General features: G+C 64.3%; 20 protein-coding genes and 1 pseudogene. 8 read left to right on the top strand and 13 right to left on the bottom strand.

The genetic code is table 11. The annotated features are described in order from the left end of the window. Positions 1 to 184: 184 nt before the first annotated feature. On the top strand, positions 185 to 985 hold the full coding sequence (locus AC1DMG_RS12245; protein ID WP_441604355.1) for a dioxygenase family protein: 801 nt from the start codon (positions 185 to 187) through the stop codon (positions 983 to 985). Here AC1DMG_RS12245 and AC1DMG_RS12240 read toward each other — a convergent pair. Then, positions 972 to 1,328 (bottom strand): cupredoxin domain-containing protein, encoded by a 357-nt coding sequence (locus AC1DMG_RS12240; protein WP_441604356.1) that lies wholly within the window; start codon positions 1,326 to 1,328, stop codon positions 972 to 974. The two genes, AC1DMG_RS12245 and AC1DMG_RS12240, sit on opposite strands and share 14 nt — an antisense overlap. Then, positions 1,325 to 2,266, bottom strand: coding sequence for a metallophosphoesterase family protein (locus AC1DMG_RS12235; protein ID WP_441604357.1), 942 nt, complete (start codon positions 2,264 to 2,266; stop codon positions 1,325 to 1,327). Before AC1DMG_RS12235 ends, AC1DMG_RS12240 begins: the two co-directional genes overlap by 4 nt. Positions 2,267 to 2,428: 162 nt before the next feature. Here AC1DMG_RS12235 and AC1DMG_RS12230 point away from each other — a divergent pair, with 162 nt between their 5' ends. Together AC1DMG_RS12230 and AC1DMG_RS12225 are read left to right on the top strand one after the other, a co-directional pair. Then, positions 2,429 to 2,977: a sigma-70 family RNA polymerase sigma factor gene (locus AC1DMG_RS12230; RefSeq protein WP_441604358.1), complete on the top strand. Its 549-nt coding sequence runs from the start codon at positions 2,429 to 2,431 to the stop codon at positions 2,975 to 2,977. Beyond that, positions 2,964 to 3,749, top strand: coding sequence for an anti-sigma factor family protein (locus AC1DMG_RS12225; RefSeq protein WP_441604359.1), 786 nt, complete (start codon positions 2,964 to 2,966; stop codon positions 3,747 to 3,749). Before AC1DMG_RS12230 ends, AC1DMG_RS12225 begins: the two co-directional genes overlap by 14 nt. A gap of 2 nt (positions 3,750 to 3,751) precedes the next feature. Here the strand turns inward: AC1DMG_RS12225 and AC1DMG_RS12220 are convergent, their stop codons facing one another. Next, positions 3,752 to 4,114: a YkgJ family cysteine cluster protein gene (locus tag AC1DMG_RS12220; RefSeq protein ID WP_441604360.1), complete on the bottom strand. Its 363-nt coding sequence runs from the start codon at positions 4,112 to 4,114 to the stop codon at positions 3,752 to 3,754. Between the two features lie 91 nt (positions 4,115 to 4,205). Next, entirely contained in the window at positions 4,206 to 5,072 is an 867-nt protein-coding gene (gene ypfJ / locus AC1DMG_RS12215; protein ID WP_441604361.1) for a KPN_02809 family neutral zinc metallopeptidase, read from the bottom strand. Between the two features lie 108 nt (positions 5,073 to 5,180). On the opposite strand from ypfJ, the pseudogene AC1DMG_RS12210 reads away from it, so the two are divergent. Continuing rightward, positions 5,181 to 5,510: pseudogene (locus AC1DMG_RS12210) on the top strand (MAPEG family protein); the annotation flags it as partial. Between the two features lie 23 nt (positions 5,511 to 5,533). On the opposite strand, the gene AC1DMG_RS12205 reads toward AC1DMG_RS12210, so the two are convergent. Continuing rightward, the gene (locus AC1DMG_RS12205; protein WP_441604363.1) at positions 5,534 to 7,087 is read right to left on the bottom strand and encodes a hemolysin family protein; all 1,554 of its coding nucleotides are present in this window, start codon (positions 7,085 to 7,087) and stop codon (positions 5,534 to 5,536) included. Between the two features lie 229 nt (positions 7,088 to 7,316). On the opposite strand from AC1DMG_RS12205, the gene AC1DMG_RS12200 reads away from it, so the two are divergent. Continuing rightward, positions 7,317 to 8,123, top strand: a complete 807-nt coding sequence (locus AC1DMG_RS12200; protein ID WP_441604364.1) for a CPBP family intramembrane glutamic endopeptidase — start codon at positions 7,317 to 7,319, stop codon at positions 8,121 to 8,123. Between the two features lie 14 nt (positions 8,124 to 8,137). Here AC1DMG_RS12200 and AC1DMG_RS12195 read toward each other — a convergent pair whose 3' ends face one another. The 8 genes from AC1DMG_RS12195 to AC1DMG_RS12160 all read right to left on the bottom strand — a co-directional run bounded on the left by AC1DMG_RS12195 (position 8,138) and on the right by AC1DMG_RS12160 (position 14,206). Continuing rightward, entirely contained in the window at positions 8,138 to 8,707 is a 570-nt protein-coding gene (locus AC1DMG_RS12195; protein ID WP_477180558.1) for a Maf family protein, read from the bottom strand. A gap of 30 nt (positions 8,708 to 8,737) precedes the next feature. Continuing rightward, positions 8,738 to 10,249, bottom strand: a complete 1,512-nt coding sequence (locus AC1DMG_RS12190) for an acetyl-CoA hydrolase/transferase family protein (protein ID WP_441611100.1) — start codon at positions 10,247 to 10,249, stop codon at positions 8,738 to 8,740. An 83-nt stretch (positions 10,250 to 10,332) separates the two neighbouring features. Continuing rightward, complete coding sequence (locus AC1DMG_RS12185; protein ID WP_441604367.1) at positions 10,333 to 10,782, bottom strand: GNAT family N-acetyltransferase; 450 nt, start codon at positions 10,780 to 10,782, stop codon at positions 10,333 to 10,335. A gap of 113 nt (positions 10,783 to 10,895) precedes the next feature. Then, the gene (gene rlmH / locus AC1DMG_RS12180; protein ID WP_441604368.1) at positions 10,896 to 11,366 is read right to left on the bottom strand and encodes a 23S rRNA (pseudouridine(1915)-N(3))-methyltransferase RlmH; all 471 of its coding nucleotides are present in this window, start codon (positions 11,364 to 11,366) and stop codon (positions 10,896 to 10,898) included. A gap of 85 nt (positions 11,367 to 11,451) precedes the next feature. Next, positions 11,452 to 11,844 (bottom strand): ribosome silencing factor, encoded by a 393-nt coding sequence (gene rsfS / locus AC1DMG_RS12175; RefSeq protein WP_121878472.1) that lies wholly within the window; start codon positions 11,842 to 11,844, stop codon positions 11,452 to 11,454. 320 nt (positions 11,845 to 12,164) lie between these two features. Then, positions 12,165 to 12,467, bottom strand: a complete 303-nt coding sequence (locus AC1DMG_RS12170; protein WP_441604369.1) for a hypothetical protein — start codon at positions 12,465 to 12,467, stop codon at positions 12,165 to 12,167. Between the two features lie 492 nt (positions 12,468 to 12,959). Next, a complete protein-coding gene (locus tag AC1DMG_RS12165) occupies positions 12,960 to 13,619 on the bottom strand; it encodes an NrsF family protein (RefSeq protein ID WP_477180557.1) in 660 nt (219 codons plus the stop codon). Between the two features lie 5 nt (positions 13,620 to 13,624). Next, the gene (locus tag AC1DMG_RS12160) at positions 13,625 to 14,206 is read right to left on the bottom strand and encodes a sigma-70 family RNA polymerase sigma factor (protein WP_441604371.1); all 582 of its coding nucleotides are present in this window, start codon (positions 14,204 to 14,206) and stop codon (positions 13,625 to 13,627) included. Positions 14,207 to 14,512: 306 nt separating this feature from the next. Here AC1DMG_RS12160 and AC1DMG_RS12155 point away from each other — a divergent pair, with 306 nt between their 5' ends. From AC1DMG_RS12155 to msrB, 3 genes are all read left to right on the top strand, one after another. Further along, positions 14,513 to 15,208, top strand: coding sequence for a hypothetical protein (locus AC1DMG_RS12155; RefSeq protein ID WP_441604372.1), 696 nt, complete (start codon positions 14,513 to 14,515; stop codon positions 15,206 to 15,208). 124 nt (positions 15,209 to 15,332) lie between these two features. Continuing rightward, positions 15,333 to 17,051: a cytochrome c biogenesis protein DipZ gene (locus AC1DMG_RS12150; protein WP_477180556.1), complete on the top strand. Its 1,719-nt coding sequence runs from the start codon at positions 15,333 to 15,335 to the stop codon at positions 17,049 to 17,051. Positions 17,052 to 17,080: 29 nt separating this feature from the next. After that, positions 17,081 to 17,701, top strand: a complete 621-nt coding sequence (msrB, locus tag AC1DMG_RS12145) for a peptide-methionine (R)-S-oxide reductase MsrB (protein ID WP_477178057.1) — start codon at positions 17,081 to 17,083, stop codon at positions 17,699 to 17,701. The last annotated feature ends 407 nt before the right edge of the window (positions 17,702 to 18,108 follow it).

Genomic DNA, 18,108 nt, shown 5'->3' with positions numbered 1-18,108 from the left:
CAAGCAGGCACGTCAGACGGAAGAAGGGGTGACTAAAGCCGATGCGCAGCGAGGAGATGACAAGTGCAGGGGCGAACGCCAACCCAACCATCGTTCCCCTCCAGTGACGCATCGTTCACCCCACGCACGCTGCAATTCCCCGCCAAATCCCTAACCTAGGGTGGTCCCCAAAAGGTACGCCACCATGACCACCCTCCCCAGCCTCTACATCTCCCACGGCTCGCCCATGACCGCGATCCAGCCCCGTCGCGTGGGCGAGCGGCTGGCCGAGCTCGCGCGCGAACTGCCCCGCCCCAGGGCCATCGTGATTGCCACGGCGCACTGGCTGGCGCGACAGCCTCATGTGGGTGGCGCCTCGCGGCCCGAGACCATCCACGATTTCTATGGCTTTCCGCAGGCGCTGTTCGACATCCAATATCCGGCGAAGGGGGAGCCGGCACTCGCTGCCCATGTCACCGAACTGCTCGACAAGGCCGGCCTGCCGACCACGCTTGATCCCACGCAGGGCCTGGATCACGGCGCCTGGGTGCCGTTGCGCCTGCTCTACCCCGACGCCGACATCCCTGTCGTTCCCCTCTCCATCCAGCCGCAGCTGGGGCCTGCCCATCAATACGCGGTGGGTCGCGCGCTGGCGCCTTTGCGCAACGACGGCGTGCTGGTGATCGGTTCGGGCAGCATCACGCACAACCTGCACGATTTCCGCGCCGGCTACAGCGAAGAGCGCGAGGCGCCGTACGTACGACCGTTCATCGAATGGATCGAGAACAAGTTGTCCGCGGGTGACGTGCCCGCCCTGCTCGACTATCGCCGTCAGGCGCGGTTTGCCGAACGCGCGCATCCCACCGACGAACACCTGCTTCCGCTGTTCGTGGCGCTGGGCGCGGCGGGCGAGGGCTCGCACGCCCAGCGCATCGATGCCGGCATCGAATATGGCCTGCTCGCGATGGATATCTACCGCTTCGACAGCGCCTTCACTTCACGATAATCGTGCCGACCATCATGGGATGGATGGCGCAGTAGTACGCATAGGTGCCAGCGTGGTCGAACGTGATGGCGTAGCTGTCGCTGGTGTCGAGCGCCTTTGACGTCGCAAACTGATTGCCCGCGCTGACCACCACGTGCGGTTCTTCATCAAGATTGGTCCACACCACGCGCGTGCCCGCCGTAATGGTCAAGGTTTTCGGAGCAAACGCGAAATCCTTGATGTCCACCACGGCGGGCTTGGCGGGCGTGCTCTTCGCTGCATTGGCAGCCAGCGCCGGCGAGGTTGTCGCGGCGGCCACTACCAAGGTCGTGATCACCGAAAGCGACCATGACATCACGTTCATGCCATCACCTCTTCGGTCACGGCCAGCGCGTGGCTGCCCTGCACGTGGCGCACGTCGCGTATACCCAGATAGCGATGCAGGTCGTTCGGGGCGACGTCCTTCATCGGACCCGGCGCAGGCGCCGTGCCTGGTGCAGGCTGCGGATAGGCGGTGGAGCGCGCGGTGTAGAACGTGATGCTGCCTTCCACCTTCTGCTGGATCTGGTGGATGTGGCCGTTGAGCACGCTCACCGAACCGAAGCGACGCAGATAGCTCACCGCTTCATTGCTGTCATCCGTGCCCCAGCCCCAGTCCGTATAAAGCGGCCATAACGGCATGTGCGCGAACACCACCAGCGGCGTGTCGGCGGAAAGTCCGGCGAGATCCTTCTTCAGCCATGCCAGCTGATCGGCGCCGAGCGAGCCCAGGCCTCCGGCTTTCAGATTCAGCACGTTGATGAGTCCCACGAAATGCACGCCGTGGTGGTCGAAGCTGTACCAGCCGCCACTCTGTTGGCGTTCGCCAAAACGGCGGAAGTATTCGGCGCCGTTGTCGCCGATCACGTCGTGTTCGCCGGGCACGTAGAACACCTTGGCCATGCGCGCGTCCTGCATGATGCCGGACAGCGCGTCGAATTCCTCCGGTCGCGACAAATGCGTAAGGTCACCCGTATGCAGCACGAAATCGGGCTCCTTCTTCTGCGCGTTGATCATCGCCAGCGACTGTCGCAGCGTGCCGGCCACATCCATGTTCGGCGCCTTGTGAAAGCCGATATGCGAGTCGCTGATCTGCACGAAGCTGAAAGTGGAGTCGGCAGCAGTGGCCGCTCCCTGTGCCGTCAGCGGCTGGGCTTTCAATACGCCGCCGTGCATCAGCCATAGCGTGCCGGCACCGGCCCACGCCATGCATTTGAGGAACTGGCGGCGGTCGCCGGCCTCGAGGTCTTGAATGTCGTCCATCGTCGGATCTCCGCTAGTGGCGACAGACACTTCGTCCGCGCCCTAAGCCAAATACCCGCCGATGCACCGGTCTATTCCCGGCACGTGCCGCGAAAAGCGCGTTGGAATAAAGTGGCCGCAACCGGGGTATACCCACTTATGCCATCCCAGCCGACCGCCAGCATGAGAGCCGCCGACGCCGCACGAAGCGCACGCTTCGAGGCGCAGGTGGTGCCGTATCTGGACGCGGCGTACAACCTCGCCCACTGGCTCGCACGCAATCCCAGCGATGCACAGGATGTCGTGCAGGAAGCGATGCTGCGCGCGCTGCGCTATTTCGACAGCTTCCGCGGAGGCGACGTGCGCGTGTGGCTGCTGGCGATCGTGCGCAACACGTTTTACACACTGCGCAGCCGCACCCCGCAGGATGCGTTGCACGACGAACTGGACGAGGCGGTGCATCCGCTCATCGACGATGGCCCGTCACCCGAAACCCTCACCCTGCTTGCCGTGGACGTCGGCGCACTGCAGGCGGCGCTGGAACGGCTGCCGTCGCCCTTGCGCGAAATCCTGGTACTGCGTGAACTGGAAGAATGCTCATACAAGGAAATCGCGACCATCACCGGACAGAAGATCGGCACGGTGATGTCCCGTCTTGCGCGTGCCCGCGATCGCTTGCGGGCCGAACTCACCTGCCGGCCCAAGGAGGTACGCCGTCATGATCTGCGATGACGCCGGGCTGCTGTTGCACGCCTATCTCGACGACGAACTGGATGCTGCCAGCAGTGCTGCGATGGCTCGCCACCTGCACGAGTGCAGCGCGTGCAAGTCCCGTTACGAGACCTACGCCATCATGCAGAAGGCCTTGTCCGAACCGGCGCTGTATCGTCGCGCGCCGGATGCATTGCGAGCCCAATGGACGACGCCTGCGGCAGCTGCGGCGCCTCCAAAGGTGACACCGATCACTGTGCGGCGACGCACACCTGTCGCGTTCGCAGCGGCAGCGGGCTTTGCCGCTGCGGTGCTCCTCTCCGTGCCGGCGTGGCTGCATTGGCTGCCCACGCGCGGTGGGGACGATGCCATCGTCGCCCAGGCCATTTCCGGCCATGTGCGCTCATTGCAGGGCGAGCATCTGATGGACGTGGTGTCGACCGACCAGCACACGGTCAAGCCCTGGTTCGAGGGCAAGCTCGACTTCTCGCCGCGGGTGAAGGATCTGGCCGCCGAAGGCTTCCCGCTGGTGGGTGGCCGCCTCGATGCACTGGAAGGCCATAGCGTGGCCGCGCTGATCTACAAGCGTCACCTGCATGTGATCAACCTGTTCCAGTGGCCCGCCGAAACTCGCCCGACCGCGCAGGCCGCCAGCCAGGAGCACGGTTACACGGTGATCCGCTGGACCGGCGACGGCATGCACTACGTAGTCGTCTCGGACGTCAACGAAGGTGATCTGAAACAGTTCGTGCTGGCCTTCCAGAACGAGGCCAACCCGCTGATGGGGCGCTGAGCTCAGTCGCCGGACACGGCCTCCGGCCAGTGTTCCGGCGTCAGCGGCGGCAGCCCATGGCCCAGCCGTGCCTTGTCGCATTGGGCGCTGGGACGGCCAAACTCCCACGACGGTTCCACTTCGCGGCACACCGAGGGCCGGCGCTCGTAGATGCCGCAATGGGCCGCTGTTCCCACCTCGCCCTGCAAGGCGACGCAGCGCGGCCGCGAGGCCTGGGTGCCGCGCATGACCAGGCGATGCGGGTCGAGCGTCTCGGTGAACTCTGGCGGCACCACGCCATCCAGCGACGCGTCCGCCTCGGACCAATGAAAGGCCACGCGGAAAAAGGCGCAACAGGCACCGCAACTCAGACAGGGATGCAACATGCAGATCGTTCGAAAGCGCACCCCGAGGCGCGCAGGCGGCCATTCTAAAACGTCGAAGGCCCGCATGGCGGGCCTTCGACGTGCTTGGACCTCAAGGCTCGCCTGCGAACGTATTGCAGCTGGCGATATCGCCGCTCTGGAACCCGGCGGTAAACCATTTCACGCGCTGCGCCGAGGTACCGTGGGTGAACGAGTCCGGCACCACCCTGCCCTGCGCCTGCTGCTGGAGCGCGTCGTCGCCGATCTTGCTGGCCGCGTTGAGCGCCGATTCGATATCGCCCGGCTGCAGCCACTGCAGGCGCTGCTGGCTGTGGTTGGCCCACACGCCGGCGAAACAGTCGGCCTGCAGCTCCTGGCGCACCGACAAGCCATCGGCGCCTTCCATCCGCGCACCACGGCGACGCGCCTGCTCCACCTGGTCGAACACGCCAAGCAGGTTCTGCACGTGGTGGCCCACCTCGTGCGCAATCACGTAGGCACGGGCGAAGTCGCCGGCAGCATGGAAGCGGCTTTGCAGTTCCTCGAAAAACGCCACGTCGAGGTAGACCTTCTGGTCGCCGGGACAATAGAACGGCCCCACTGCGGTGGACGCCGCACCGCAGGCGGTACGCACCCCGCCGCTGAACAAGTCCAGCTTGGGATCGACGTATTGCCGTCCGTGCGCGGTGAAGATGTCGCTCCAGGTTTTCTCGGTGGATCCAAGAATCGCGCTGACAAAATCCTTGGTCTGCGGATCGACATTGGCCGGCTGTCCACTCGGCGCGGCAACTTGCTGCCCGCCACTGTCGACCTGGCTCAGCAGAGCGGTCGGATCCTTGAAAAACACCAGGCCGAGGATCGCCAGAATGACGATGCCACCAATGCCCAAGCCGCGACCGCCGCCGAAACGGGGACCGCCACCACCACCGCCGCTGTCGACCTCGACGTTCTGACTCCGCTCGCCCTTCTGCCAATCCATACGAAGGCCCTCGCTCATCCAACGATGGCAAGACGATAACCCCTCGCGCCCCCTCCCGCCATTGGCACGCGATGGCTACAGTGGGCGACCTTTCCCTGAGTACCCGCCATGATCCAGCACCTGCCCGCCGTCGTCGTCCTGCTGACGGTCCTGCTCCAGTTCGGCACGGTCTGGGCCACCGGACATGCCCGCGAGAAATATGGCGTCAAGGCGCCGGCCATCGACGGGCATCCGGCGTTCGAGCGCGCCTGGCGGGTGCAGATGAACACGCTGGAATCGACCGTGATCTTCCTGCCTACCCTGTGGCTGGCGGTGCAGTACGGCTATCCGCTGTGGGCTGGCGTGGCGGGCCTGGTCTGGGTGGCCGGCCGCGTTTGGTACGCGGTGGCTTATCTGCAGGATGCGGCGAAGCGTGGGCCGGGTTTTATGGTGTCTTCGATGGCGTGGGGCGYGACGCTCTCTCATTCGATCGGATTCACCTTCAGCCGCTCGATGCGTGCGCCGTCCATCGCCACCACTTCGAAACGCAGGCCTTCGCTGGTGAAGGCATCGCCTGCGCTGGGCAGTCGGCCCAGCTGCTGTAGCACGTAACCCGCCAGGGTAGAAAAACTATCGTCGCCGGTCAGCTTGAAACCGAGCAGGTGTTCGACRCGGCGCAGGTCGAGGCTGGCGTCGAGCAACCAGGCTCCGTCGGTCTCCTGCACGGCGGCAGGATCACCGCTCTCATCATCCGGAAACTCGCCCGCGATCACTTCGAGCACGTCGGTGGGCGTGACCAGTCCGAGCACGCTGCCGTATTCGTCCACCACCAGCGCCACTTGCAGCGGTGAGCGGCGGAACTCTTCGATCAGGCGCAGCACGCTCAGCGATTCGAGCACGGTGAGCGGCTTGCGCACCACCTGATCCACGTCGATATGGCCATGTTCGAGCAGGCTCGCCAGCAGGTCGCGCGATGATGCCACGCCTACCAACTGGTCGAGATCATCGCCCGCCACCGGCAGCCATGCATGACTGGATGCAGTGACTTCCGCGCGCAACTGCTCGACGTTTTCGCGCGGGTCGATCCAGTTGATTTCCGGCCGCGGCGTCATGATGGAACGCACCGGCCGATGCGCCAGATCCAGCACACCCTGCACCATCGCCAGCTCGTCCTTGCCGAACATGGCGACGTTGCCTTCGGGTTTCGCCGCGGTGGCTTTGGGCGCGACATCTTCGTCGTCGCCGCCRGCGCCCAGCAGGTTCAGCACCGCCAGCGCGGTGCGATCGCGCAACGTGCGCGCGCTGCCCAGCAGGCTGCGCTGGCGATTGCGGCGCATGGTCTGGTTGAACGCCTCGATCAGGATCGAGAAGCCGATCGCCGCATACAAATAGCCCTTCGGTATATGAAAACCGAAGGCCTCCGCGACCAGGCTGAAACCGATCATCAGCAGGAACGACAGGCACAGGATCACCACGGTCGGCCGCGCATTGACGAAGTTGGTGAGCGGCTTGCTGGCGCTGATCATCAGGATCATGGCCACCACCACGGCGATCATCATCACCGAGAGATGATCGACCATGCCCACCGCGGTGATCACCGAGTCGATCGAGAACACCGCATCGAGTGCAACGATCTGGGCGACTACCAGCCAGAAACGCGCCGGTGCGCGCTTGGCCGCATCGTCATGGTCGGCCGCCTCCAGGCGTTCGTGCAGCTCCACGGTCGCCTTGAACAACAGGAAGGCGCCGCCCAGCAACAGGATGATGTCGCGCCACGAGAACGATACGGCGCCCAGCGTGAGGACGGGCGTGGTGAGCTTCACCAGCCATGACATCGCGCCCAGCAGCGCCAGTCGCATGACCAGGGCCAGCAAGAGGCCGAGCACGCGGGCCTTGTCGCGTTCTTTCGCCTGCAGCTTGTCGGCAAGAATCGCGATGAAGACGAGATTGTCGATGCCAAGCACGATCTCCAGCACCACGAGGGTGAGCAGACCTGCCCAGACAGTCGGGTCGGACAGCCAGTCAAATGCAAACATGGGCTGGCGCCTGAGCGCCGATTTCCTCCTTGGATCGTCCCGTCACTATACAAGGCGATCCCGTGAACGCGATGACAGCCAGCGGGCCGAGCGCGGCACACCTGCGCGGACCGTGCCAAAGGACAGGATTGGCACGCGCAGCAGCAGGGTCTAGCGTGATCGTGTCCGTCGGCAGGGGTGAAACCTGCCGACGCAACCACTCTGCGCGCGTGCGCTCTGGATCGACTCGATGGACGCGAACCGCCTGACTGATCTGCCCGTTTCGCCATCCCCATCGACCTCGCGCGCGCCCACTCCCGGGCAAGCCATCGCCCTGATCGTGCTGTATTTCGTGCTCCAGCTTGCCGTGGGTAGCGCGATCACACTGATCGCTGGCATCGTCGGCGCGTTGCGCGGGGGCGGCGGGCTCGGCGCGATCATTCCCATGGGTCGTCACTGGCTGGGCCAGTCGGATATGACGGCGGCAGCCGTGATCGCGACGCTGCTGATTTCCGCCTCGGTGATCGTGCACTTCGCGCGGCGCTGGTGGCCTGAGCGATGGATCGAGGGCGCGCCGCCAGGACTGGGCTTCACGTCTACTCCACATATCGCCTTCTACGTGGCGGCACTCGCCGCGGGCGTGATGATGCCTATCGTCGGCGGCATGCTCACGCAATGGCTGGCGCAGGGACACGAGGTGAGCCAAGACATCAAGCAGCTGGGAGCCAATACCTCGATGGCGTTGCGCCTGCCGCTGGCCGTGCTGGTGATCAGCCTGGGTCCGCTGGTGGAGGAACTATTGTTCCGCGGCGTGCTGCTGTCGGCCGTGGCGCGCTACACCGGCAATGGCATGGCCATCGTGCTGTCGGCCTTGCTGTTTGCCTGTGTGCATCTGCCGGATCTTTCGTTTCTCTGGTACGCCCTGCCCAACCTGGCCTTGCTCGGCCTCATCCTTGGCTGGTTGCGCGTGCAGTCGGGGTCGATCTGGCCGGCCGTGGTCGCCCATGGCATGAACAACCTGCTCGCCGTGGTGTCGTGGTTCGTGATGAGCCACTGAGCTTGACGCTTGGATCAGGCAGCAATCAGCGAGTGYGCTCGCAGCAGTCGCGCGGTCTCGTAAATGGGCATGCCCATGACACCCGAATGGCTGCCATCCAGGTGTTCGATCAGCTTGGCGCCATGCCCCTGGATGCCATAGGCACCGGCTTTGCCGAACGGTTCGCCGGTGGCGATGTAAGCGGCAATGGTCGCGTTGTCCAACGGCGGCATGCTCACGCGCGAAAGACTGGTATCGGACCATTCGCCTGAACGCGTGRCCAGCCATACGGTGGAGATCACTTCGTGCACGCGGCCCGAGAGGCGACGCAGCATGCTGGCGGCATCCTCCGCATCGTCGGGCTTGCCGAACACTTCGTCATCGAGCACGACCTCGGTATCTGCACCGAGCACGGCAGCACCGGTCTCTTCCAGTGCAGCGAGTCCGGCGCGGGCTTTCTCGCGTGCCACGCGGCTTACGTAGTCGCGCGGCGTTTCTCCCAGCAAGCGCTGCTCGGGTACATCGACATCGACAATGCGGAAGTTCACGCCGATCTGTTCGAGCAGCTGGCGACGGCGCGGCGATTGGGAGGCGAGATAGAGCATGTGCAACAACCCCGGGGGAGGCAGGAACCCCTAAGGTCTCATATCGCCGCTGTCGAGGAAACGCTGATGCCACGACAGCGCCTCCTGCAACAGATGCGGCGTGTGCTTACCGCGGCTGTCATGCAGCGCGCGATCGACATAGTCCTGCAACATCGGGCGATAGTGAGGATGCGCGCAGCGCTCGATCACCACCTTGGCGCGCTGGCGCGGCGACAGGCCGCGCAAATCGGCCAGGCCCTGCTCCGTCACGATCACCGACACATCATGCTCGGTGTGATCGACATGGCTCACCATCGGCACGATGCAGGACACTGCGCCGTTCTTGGCGGTACTGGGCGTGAGGAAGCACGACAAAAAGCCGTTGCGCGCAAAGTCGCCCGATCCGCCGATGCCGTTGATGATGCTGGTGCCGGCGACGTGGGTGGAATTGATATTGCCGTAGATATCCGCTTCCACCATGCCGTTCATGGCGATGCAGCCGAGGCGACGCACCAGTTCCGGATGATTGGAGATCTCCTGCGTGCGCAGAATGATGCGCTGGCGGAAGAAATCGATCTTGGCCAGAAAGCGCTCGATGCCCGCCGGGCTCAGCGAGAACGAGGTGGCCGAGGCCACCGACAACACATCGTTCTCGAGCAGATCGAGCATGCCGTCCTGGATCACTTCGGTGAATGCGCTCAACCCGCTGAAACCGCCTTCCTGCAGCCCGGCGAGCACGGCGTTGGCGATATTGCCCACACCGGACTGCAGCGGCAGCAGCTGCGGATGCAGCCTTCCCTTGGCGATTTCGTGACGGAAGAATTCAATCAGGTGGCCCGCGATCTGTCGCGAGCAATCATCCAGAGGCGCGAACGCGCTATTGCGGTCGGGAGCGTTGGTCTCGACCACCGCGATGACTTTGCTTGGATCCAGCCGCAGATATTTTTCGCCAATGCGATCGTCCGGCTTCAGCAGCGGAATCGGCTTGCGGTTCGGCGGCAGCGCCGTGCCGTAGTAGATGTCGTGCATGCCGTCCATTTCGAGCGGCTGCCAGTGATTGACCTCGACGATCACCTTGTCGGCCAGATCGAGCCAGGTCTTGTTGTTGCCCACCGACGAAGATGCCAAAAGGCTGCCATCCGGCATGATCGCCGTGGCTTCGATCACAGCCAGATCGAGCTTGCCGAAGAAGCCGAACCACGCGTATTGCGCGACGTGACTGAGATGGATGTCCAGGTAATCCATCTCGCCGCGATTGATGCGTGCGCGCAGCTCCGGATCGGACTGATACGGCAGGCGCAGATCGATGCCGTCGGCACGCGCCAGCGCACCATCGAGTTCGGGTGCCGTGGATGCGCCAGTCAACACGCGCACGCGGAACGGTTCGCCATGCTCGTGCGTCGCCACCATGCGCGCGGCGAGCGCCTGAGGCACCGCTTTGGGATAGCCCGCACCGGTAAAACCGCTCATGCCGATCGTCATGCCGTGATCGACACGTTCAGCGGCCTTGGCGGCCGTCATGACCTTGGCGGCCAATCCTGCATGGCGGATGCGCTTGTCCACGTTGAGTTCTCCTGCACGGCAACCGCCCGATACTACCGCGCGGTAACGTCAAACTCTCGACAAGCTAGACGATGGTCGATGCATCAGAAGCGGATGAAATACTCGCGGAATTGTTCGTCCCGCTGCCATCCCAAGGACTCGTACAAATGCTGTGCAGGCGTATTGGTATGCGCCGTGGCGAGCGTCATGCCGGCCGCGCCAATGGCGCGCGCGAAGTCCATCGCCTCGTGCATCAGTGCCGCAGCCACCCCGCGTCGACGCGCGTGGGGTGCGACAAACAAATCGTTGAGCAGATAGCTGCGCGACGTGCGCACCGACGAATACATCGGATATAGCTGAACAAACCCCGCGCCTTCACCATCGGCGTTCATCGCGAATATCACAACCGAATCATGCTGCTGGAATCGCTCGCGCAGAAAGCGCGTGGACCGTTCCAGATCACTCGCCTGCCCATAGAACACGCGATACGCATCGAACAACGGCGCCACGAGGTCGAGGTCGTGGATGGTGGCCTGGCGTACCGTGATGGACATGTGCAACTCCCGCGAACCGCGTTGTTGCAACCAGTATGCGTGGCGAGCCGGGGCGCGCCTATGACCACTTGCCGTGGAAAACACGGCTGGCTGGTCGATGTCCCGCTGCCCGCTTACGCACGGTGATACGGATGACCGGCCAGCAAGGTGGTGGCGCGATAAAGCTGCTCGGCGAGCACCAGACGCACCAGCATATGCGGCAGCGTGAGCGGCCCGAGCGACCACGACTGGTCAGCACGCGCCAGCACCTCGGGCGCGTGACCATCCGGCCCGCCAATCAGAAACGCGAGATCGCGACCGGACATGCGCCACTTGGCGAGCTGCGCCGCGAGATCCTCGCTGGACCAGGTCTTGCCGCGCCCGTCGAGCGCGACCACGTGGATGTCGCGCGGCAACGCGGCCAGGATCGCCGCGCCTTCGTCCTGGATCGCACGCGCGTCATCGCGCCCCTTGCCGCGGATGCCGGGCTTGAGTTCGATCAATTCCAGCGGGAGCTCGTGCGAGAGACGCTTGCGGTATTCGGCAAAGCCTTCGGCGACCCAGGCGGGCATGCGTTCGCCGACGGCGATCAGACGGGCGCGCATGATTGACGATCCAAAAAACGGGAAAATAAGCGGCAGGCCGCGCGCGTTGAACGGCGCACGGCGCTCGCCGCCGCTGGGCGGGCCCTTAGCCCGCGTTGGCGACTTCGGTGTCCATGTCGCGGTCACCCACCGTCCACAGCCGTTCCAGGCCGTAGAACTCGCGGATGCGCGGCAGCATGACGTGGACGATCACGTCACCCAGGTCCACCAGTACCCATTCGGCTTCGCGCTCGCCTTCCACGCCAAGCGGCATCACGCCCGCCTGTTTGGCGAACTTGACGACTTCGTCGGCGATGGATTTCACATGGCGCGCGGAGGTGCCGGAGGCGATGACCAGCAGATCGGCGATGGAGGTCTTGCCGCGGACATCGATTTCACGAATGTCCTTGGCCTTCAGTTCGTCCAGCGCGTTGATGACTTGCTGACGAACGACCGCCGTGGTGGCGGATTTGGTGCTGCGCTTGGCAGTCTGACTCAAGTGCGTTTGCCTCGATGCGGGATCGACGCGCGGGATCGCGCAATACCAGTATACCGGACCACCTTGAAGCGCATGTCAAACAGAAAAAACCAGCCGCCAGGGCACCCGATACCCTCGGTCCTTCGCCCGACGGGGCCAAACGGCTCAAATTACGGCCATTTTGCGCTTCTGACCGTCCCCGGCGGGACACTGAAAAAGCCTGCCTCGACACCCAACTGAGGTAGCTCGTGCATCCGCAAGCGGGCGAGCCCCGGCAGACACAGGCAAAAAAAGAGGCCCTCTCCGTGGAGAGAGCCTCGTCATTTTTCAGCGCGACGGTATCAGTGGCCGGCGGTGGACGCAGCGGCAGGCGCGGCGCTCTTCTTGGTGTTGTGCTGCTTCTTGTGATGCTGGCTGCTGGCATCGCTCTTCATCGAGTCGCTGCTCATCGAATCGCTCTTCATCGCGTCGCTCTTCATCGAATCGCTGCTGGACTTCATGGCGTCCGAGCTGGACTTCATCGCGTCCTTGCTGGCGTCCTGGGTCGACTGCGGCGTGGTGCTCTGTGCCATCACGGGGGACATGGCAAGACCGAACACAACGGCGCTCGCGAAGGCGAGTACGGCGTAACGGGAAACTTTCATGGGTAGGTATCTCCAGAAGCGGTGAGGTAACCGTGCGGTTGGGCCGCACTTCCATGGAACAGCCGCCATCGTCCCTCCCGAACGACCACGGCAAACCGGCTGCGAGTACATCCACACCGGCCACGCCGCATCAGCATTCCTGCACGATGCGAACGGCCCATCCCTGGTCCGTCAATCCACAATCAACGGATCGCTTGATCCGCGCCCCTTCCGGAGCGGAAGCCTATACCCATGCATGACAAGCGCAGGTGGCGTTCGAACCACCCCATTCAGTTTGAATACGGGCAAATCGGCAGCAATAAATTGCGATTGTTGCGGTGCGTGCGGAGCGCCGCTGCGGCGGCCTGCTTTGCGCCACGGCGCCTCGTTGCCCAATGCCGGCCTGCCGTCGGAGCCTCCTTGGCCACGCGTCGTGGCGGCTCTGCCGTGTTGCGACGCAACACCTGTTTTGCCGTGACTAGCGGCGGCTTTTGATTCAGCGTGGGCGGCGATTTATTTCAGCGCAGGCTGCAGCAGGCGCCCGCCCATCAGCGCATTGACCAACACCACGATGGCCACCGCCATCGCGTGCGTGAGCAGATCGGTGGCCGCCACCGCGTAGGCATGGCAGATCTCAAGCAAGGCGGCTGAGGCGGCCGCGGACGCCAGGCCGATCATGATGGCCGCCAGCACCGGGCGTAGAGGACAGGCGCGACGCAGCAGCCAGATCAACAACACCGACAGCGGCACCGACAAACTGATGATGAAGATCAGGCAGTCGCTGGCCTCGTTGAAGGCGGCGATATGCGCCGATGGCCCCAGCCAGTCGCGTATGCAGCCCAGCCCGCTGGCGCCCACCCACAGCAACAGGCCGGGCAAGGGCAGCCAGGCCCAACGCGAGGAGCGTCCCGGCACGCCCAGCGTAAACGCTGCCCATGCCGCGCATACCGCCGTGATCACGGCACCGACGCCCGCGATGGCGATATCCGGCGYGGCCTCGAAGCGGCGCATCATGTGGCTGGCGCCAAAGTGAGCCAACAGCCCTGCCGCGATCACCGCCACCGCCACCAGCCAGCCGAGCGTGCGCACCCACGGGGGCGGCAAGCGCCGCACCGGCGAGAGCTGGTCGCCCAGTGAATGGATCAGTGACTCGGGGAGTCGGGGTTCGGCCATGGTGCTCAGGATTCTCCGTGGAAACGCGACCGCAGCGCCTTGAGCGCGCGATGCAGGTTGACTTTCAGCGCGCCGGTCTGGCGCCCCGTCTCGGCGGATGCCTCCGCCAGCGATCGTTCTTTCAGTCCCAGTTGCTCGATCGCCTCGCGCTGACCCGGCGGCAACGAGGCAATCGCATCGTGCAGCCGCTGCGCTTCCTGTTCGCGTTCGGTCGCCGCGGTCGCATCGTCGGCGTCCGGGTGCATGTCGTACGCATGCTCGTCATGTATTTCGCGGCTGCCGCGGCGCCCCTGGCTGCGCAGCGCATCGATCGCACGTCGACCGGCCAGCGCGGAGAGCCAGGCGTCGTACGAACGCGACGGATCATACGTATGGCGCACGCGATGCACGGTGAGCAGGGTTTCCTGCACCACATCGTCGAGCTGATCCGCCGCCACGCCCTTGCGACGGGCAGCGACGCGGATCAGCGGCACCGAGGACGCCAGCACCTGCTCATAGGCGCGCCGGTCGCCACCTTGTGCCGCAGCCATCCACGCGGCGCGCTCGCGCTCCTGCGTGTCGCTGATGGGAGCAGCAGCGTCGCTCACGGTTGAATCGATCCTGGCCCAGCGGGAAAGGACGATATCTAGACCTATTGAGTGGGTTGCGGTCAAGGTGGCGGACATAGGTGAGCGTCGCAGGTACTCACTGCCTATTCGATGCGGGCCGGGTCCCGGTTACCTGCCTGCGGCTGTCCGCCCTGCCCGCTGTGTGCGGCAAAGACCTCCTCCACGCCGTCGCCTGGCGGCTTTTGAGAGGCATCCGATAGCCCTCCGTTCCTCCCCGCTGGCCTAATGCGCGCCGAGCCTGTCTCCCCCGCAGGCCGCTCGTTTTCAATCGCAAGGAACGCTCCAATGAAGAAGATCCTCTCGGCGATGGCGCTGGCCGCCTTCATCGCCCCGCTGGCTGCGCAGGCTACTGACGGCAACGGCATCGGCTACACCTATGTGCAGCTCGACTACGTCAACGTGACCGGCTCGGGCCACTACGCCAAGGCCGACGGCGCATCGCTCAGCGGTTCGTACCAGTTCGCCAACAACTTCCAGGTGTTCGGCAGCTACAGCGATCTGCGCTCGCCCACGTATTCCAGCAGCGACTACGCCTCGGGCTACACCTATGGCTCGACCGACAAGTTCAAGGACCGCCCGTGGTCGCTGGGCATGGGTTATGCCGCTTCCATCGGCTCGCAGGCCGACTGGGTGACCCAGGTGTCCTACATGCATGATCACGTCAGCGACCACTACTGCGACTGGGTCAGCTCGGCCAACTATTCGGATCGCCGCTGCGGCAACGTCAGCACCAACGGCAACCTCTGGGCCATCAACACTGGCGTGATGGGCCGCGTGATGAATAACCTGGTTGCCAATGCCTATATCGGCTACAGCAACGGCGGCCGCTACAGCCACGGCGGCCCGGGCATCCTGGGCAAGGTGTATGCCGACTTCGGCCTGGTCTACAGCTTCAACCCGACCTGGGCGCTGCATGGCGGCGTACGCGTGAACAATGACGGCACCGAGAACATCAGTGTGGGCGCACGCGCCAGCTTCTGATCGTTGCCCGCAAAGCAAGCCACGAGGCCCGGCCATGCGCCGGGCCTTTTTGTTGATGGCGCATGTAACCTGAGACAACTCCCGGACGAATGATCCGGTGACATCCCCTCGGACCTGCCGCGCCATGCTCGTGTTGATCCTCGCCTATCTCGGCGGTGTACTGACCATCCTCAGCCCGTGCATCCTGCCGGTGCTGCCGTTCGTGTTCGCGCGAGCCGACCGGCCTTTCGCGCGCAACGGCCTGCCTATGCTGCTGGGCATGGCGCTGACCTTTGCCCTGGTCGCCACGCTGGCGGCCGTGGGCGGCAGCTGGGCGATCCAGGCCAACCAGTACGGACGCATCATCGCGATGGTGGTGCTGGCGGTGCTCGGYCTGACCCTGCTCTCCACGCGGCTGGCCGAATGGATCAGCCGTCCGTTCGTGGCGCTGGGCAACAAGCTGTCGCAGCACTCGGATGAAAACGATTCGATCTGGTCGGCCGCCGGCCTGGGCATAGCGACCGGCTTGCTATGGGCTCCGTGCGCAGGCCCCATCCTTGGACTCTTGCTGACCGGCGCGGCGCTCAACGGCGCCAGCCTGCAAACCTCGTTGCTGCTGCTCACCTATGCCGCGGGCGCAGCCACTTCGCTGGCCTTGGCGCTGGTGATCGGCGGTCGCGTGTTCTCGCTGATGAAGCGCTCATTGGGCGCTGGCGAATGGGTGCGGCGCGCACTGGGCGTGCTGGTGCTTGCCGGCGTGGCCGTGATTGYCCTTGGCCTGGATACCGGCGTGCTCACGCGCGTGGCGCTGGCCAGCACGGGTGGCATCGAGCAGAAGCTGATCGACGCGGCCCGTCCGGCGCCTGCGCCGCAGCCCGTGGTCAAGCAGGGCGACCCATTGCCGATCGAAGGCGAACTGCCGTCGCTGGAAGGCGCGACCCAATGGTTCAACACCGCGCCGCTCACGGCGCAGTCGCTGCGCGGCAAAGTCGTGCTGGTCGATTTCTGGACGTATTCGTGCATCAACTGCATCCGCGCGCTGCCCTATGTGCACGCATGGGCGGACAAGTACAGGGATCACGGCCTGGTGGTGATCGGCGTGCATGCKCCKGAGTTTGCSTTCGAGAAAGATCCGCAAAACGTCAGCAAGGCCATCAAGGATCTGGGCGTCGATTACCCGGTGGCGCTCGACAACAACTATGCGATCTGGAAAGGCTTCAACAACGAGTATTGGCCGGCGCACTATTTCATCGATCCGCAAGGCCATATTCGCCACCACCACTTTGGCGAAGGCGAGTACGAGCAGAGCGAGGACGTGATCCGTCAGTTGCTGACCGAGGCCGGCCAGAAGAATCTCCCGGGCGGCTATGTGCAGCCGGGCGCCGAGGGCGCGGAAGCAGCAGGTTCGGGTGATGCCATGCGCTCACCGKAAACCTATGTCGGTTACGCCCGTGCCGAGAACTTCGCGGGCGGCCAGGTGGCGCATGACGATGTATGGACGTACCACGCACCGAAGACCTTGATGACCAACCAGTGGGCGCTGAACGGGCGCTGGACCGTCCGTGACGAAAGTGCGCGACTGGACAGCGCCAACGGTGGCATTACCTACCGCTTCCGTGGACGCGACCTGCACCTGGTACTGGGCCCTGGCCATGACGGCAAGCCCGTGCGCTTCCGCGTGACCATCGACGGCAAAACGCCAGGCGCCGATCACGGCATGGATACCGATGCCGACGGCAACGGCACGGTGGGCTCGCAGCGTCTCTACCAATTGGTTCGCCAGGCCAACGGCACGGGTGAGCGCACGTTCGAGATCACCTTCCTCGATCCCGGCGTGCAGGCCTACGCCTTTACCTTCGGCTGATTCACCTCACTAACCTCACGGAGGTTGCCATGTCCCGCACTCAGGACATCGTGAAACTGGAGCGTCGCCGTTTTCTGCGCGCGGCGCTCACAGGAGGAGCTTTTGCTGCCATTGGAGGCTTTGCGTTACCGACGCTGTTGAAGCGTGGTCCGTTGAGCGGTGCTGCGATGGCTGCAACGCCACCCGCCACCGGCGCCGACATGCTGCTCGTGTGCTTTGCGGACGATGGTCACAAGCTGGGGCCATGTCATGTGCCCAAACTCGTGCTCAACGATGCGCAATGGCATGAGCGCTTGAGCGACGATGCTTATTACGTGATGCGTCGCGCAGGCACCGAGCGTGCCTTCAGCGGCGCGCACGACAAGCCCGCTGTGCCGGGCCTCTACCGCTGCCCAGCGTGCGATACGGCGTTGTTCGATGCGGCGACGCAATTTGACTCGGGGACGGGCTGGCCGAGTTTCTGGCAGCCGATCGCCAAGCAGAATGTGATCGAGATACGCGACTCTTCGTTTGGGTGGGAGCGTATTGCGGTCAGTTGCGCGGGTTGCGATAGCCATCTGGGGCATGTGTTTGATGATGGGCCGCGGCCGACGGGGTTCCGCTATTGCATGAATTCGGTGGCGTTGAGGTTTGTGCCTAGGACGTCGTAGCGGTGCACGCCCTTTCTCCCTCTCTCCTCCGGGGAGAGGGTTGGGATGAGGGGCGGGTGCTCGCGGGAGCGTTTCTATCTCGTCATCCCGGTGCAGGACGAGATCCAGAGCCTCGGTGATTAACTGTCGCCTCGCGGCCAGCGTGCCGCCTGCGCGGCGGGCGTTTCGATCGGCTGCCGCCGCTCGAGTCACTTTTCTTTTGCTGGCCCAAAAGATCCCACGGGACTAGCTTCGCGTCGAAAGTAACCCAAAGAAAATGGCCGGATAACGCCCGCAGCATCGTGTTGGGATAAGCCCGAACGCTTGAGGTGCGCTGTTGTGGGACAACCTCCGAGGGTACACAGCGGGTACCTCAATGCGCTGCGCAACGCGCCCGAATCGCTGAGGACTTAAAGCGGGGCCTCGCT

The sequence above is a fragment of the Dyella sp. 01N36 genome (genome assembly GCF_056399745.1).
This window is presented reverse-complemented; position numbering and strand designations above follow the sequence as displayed.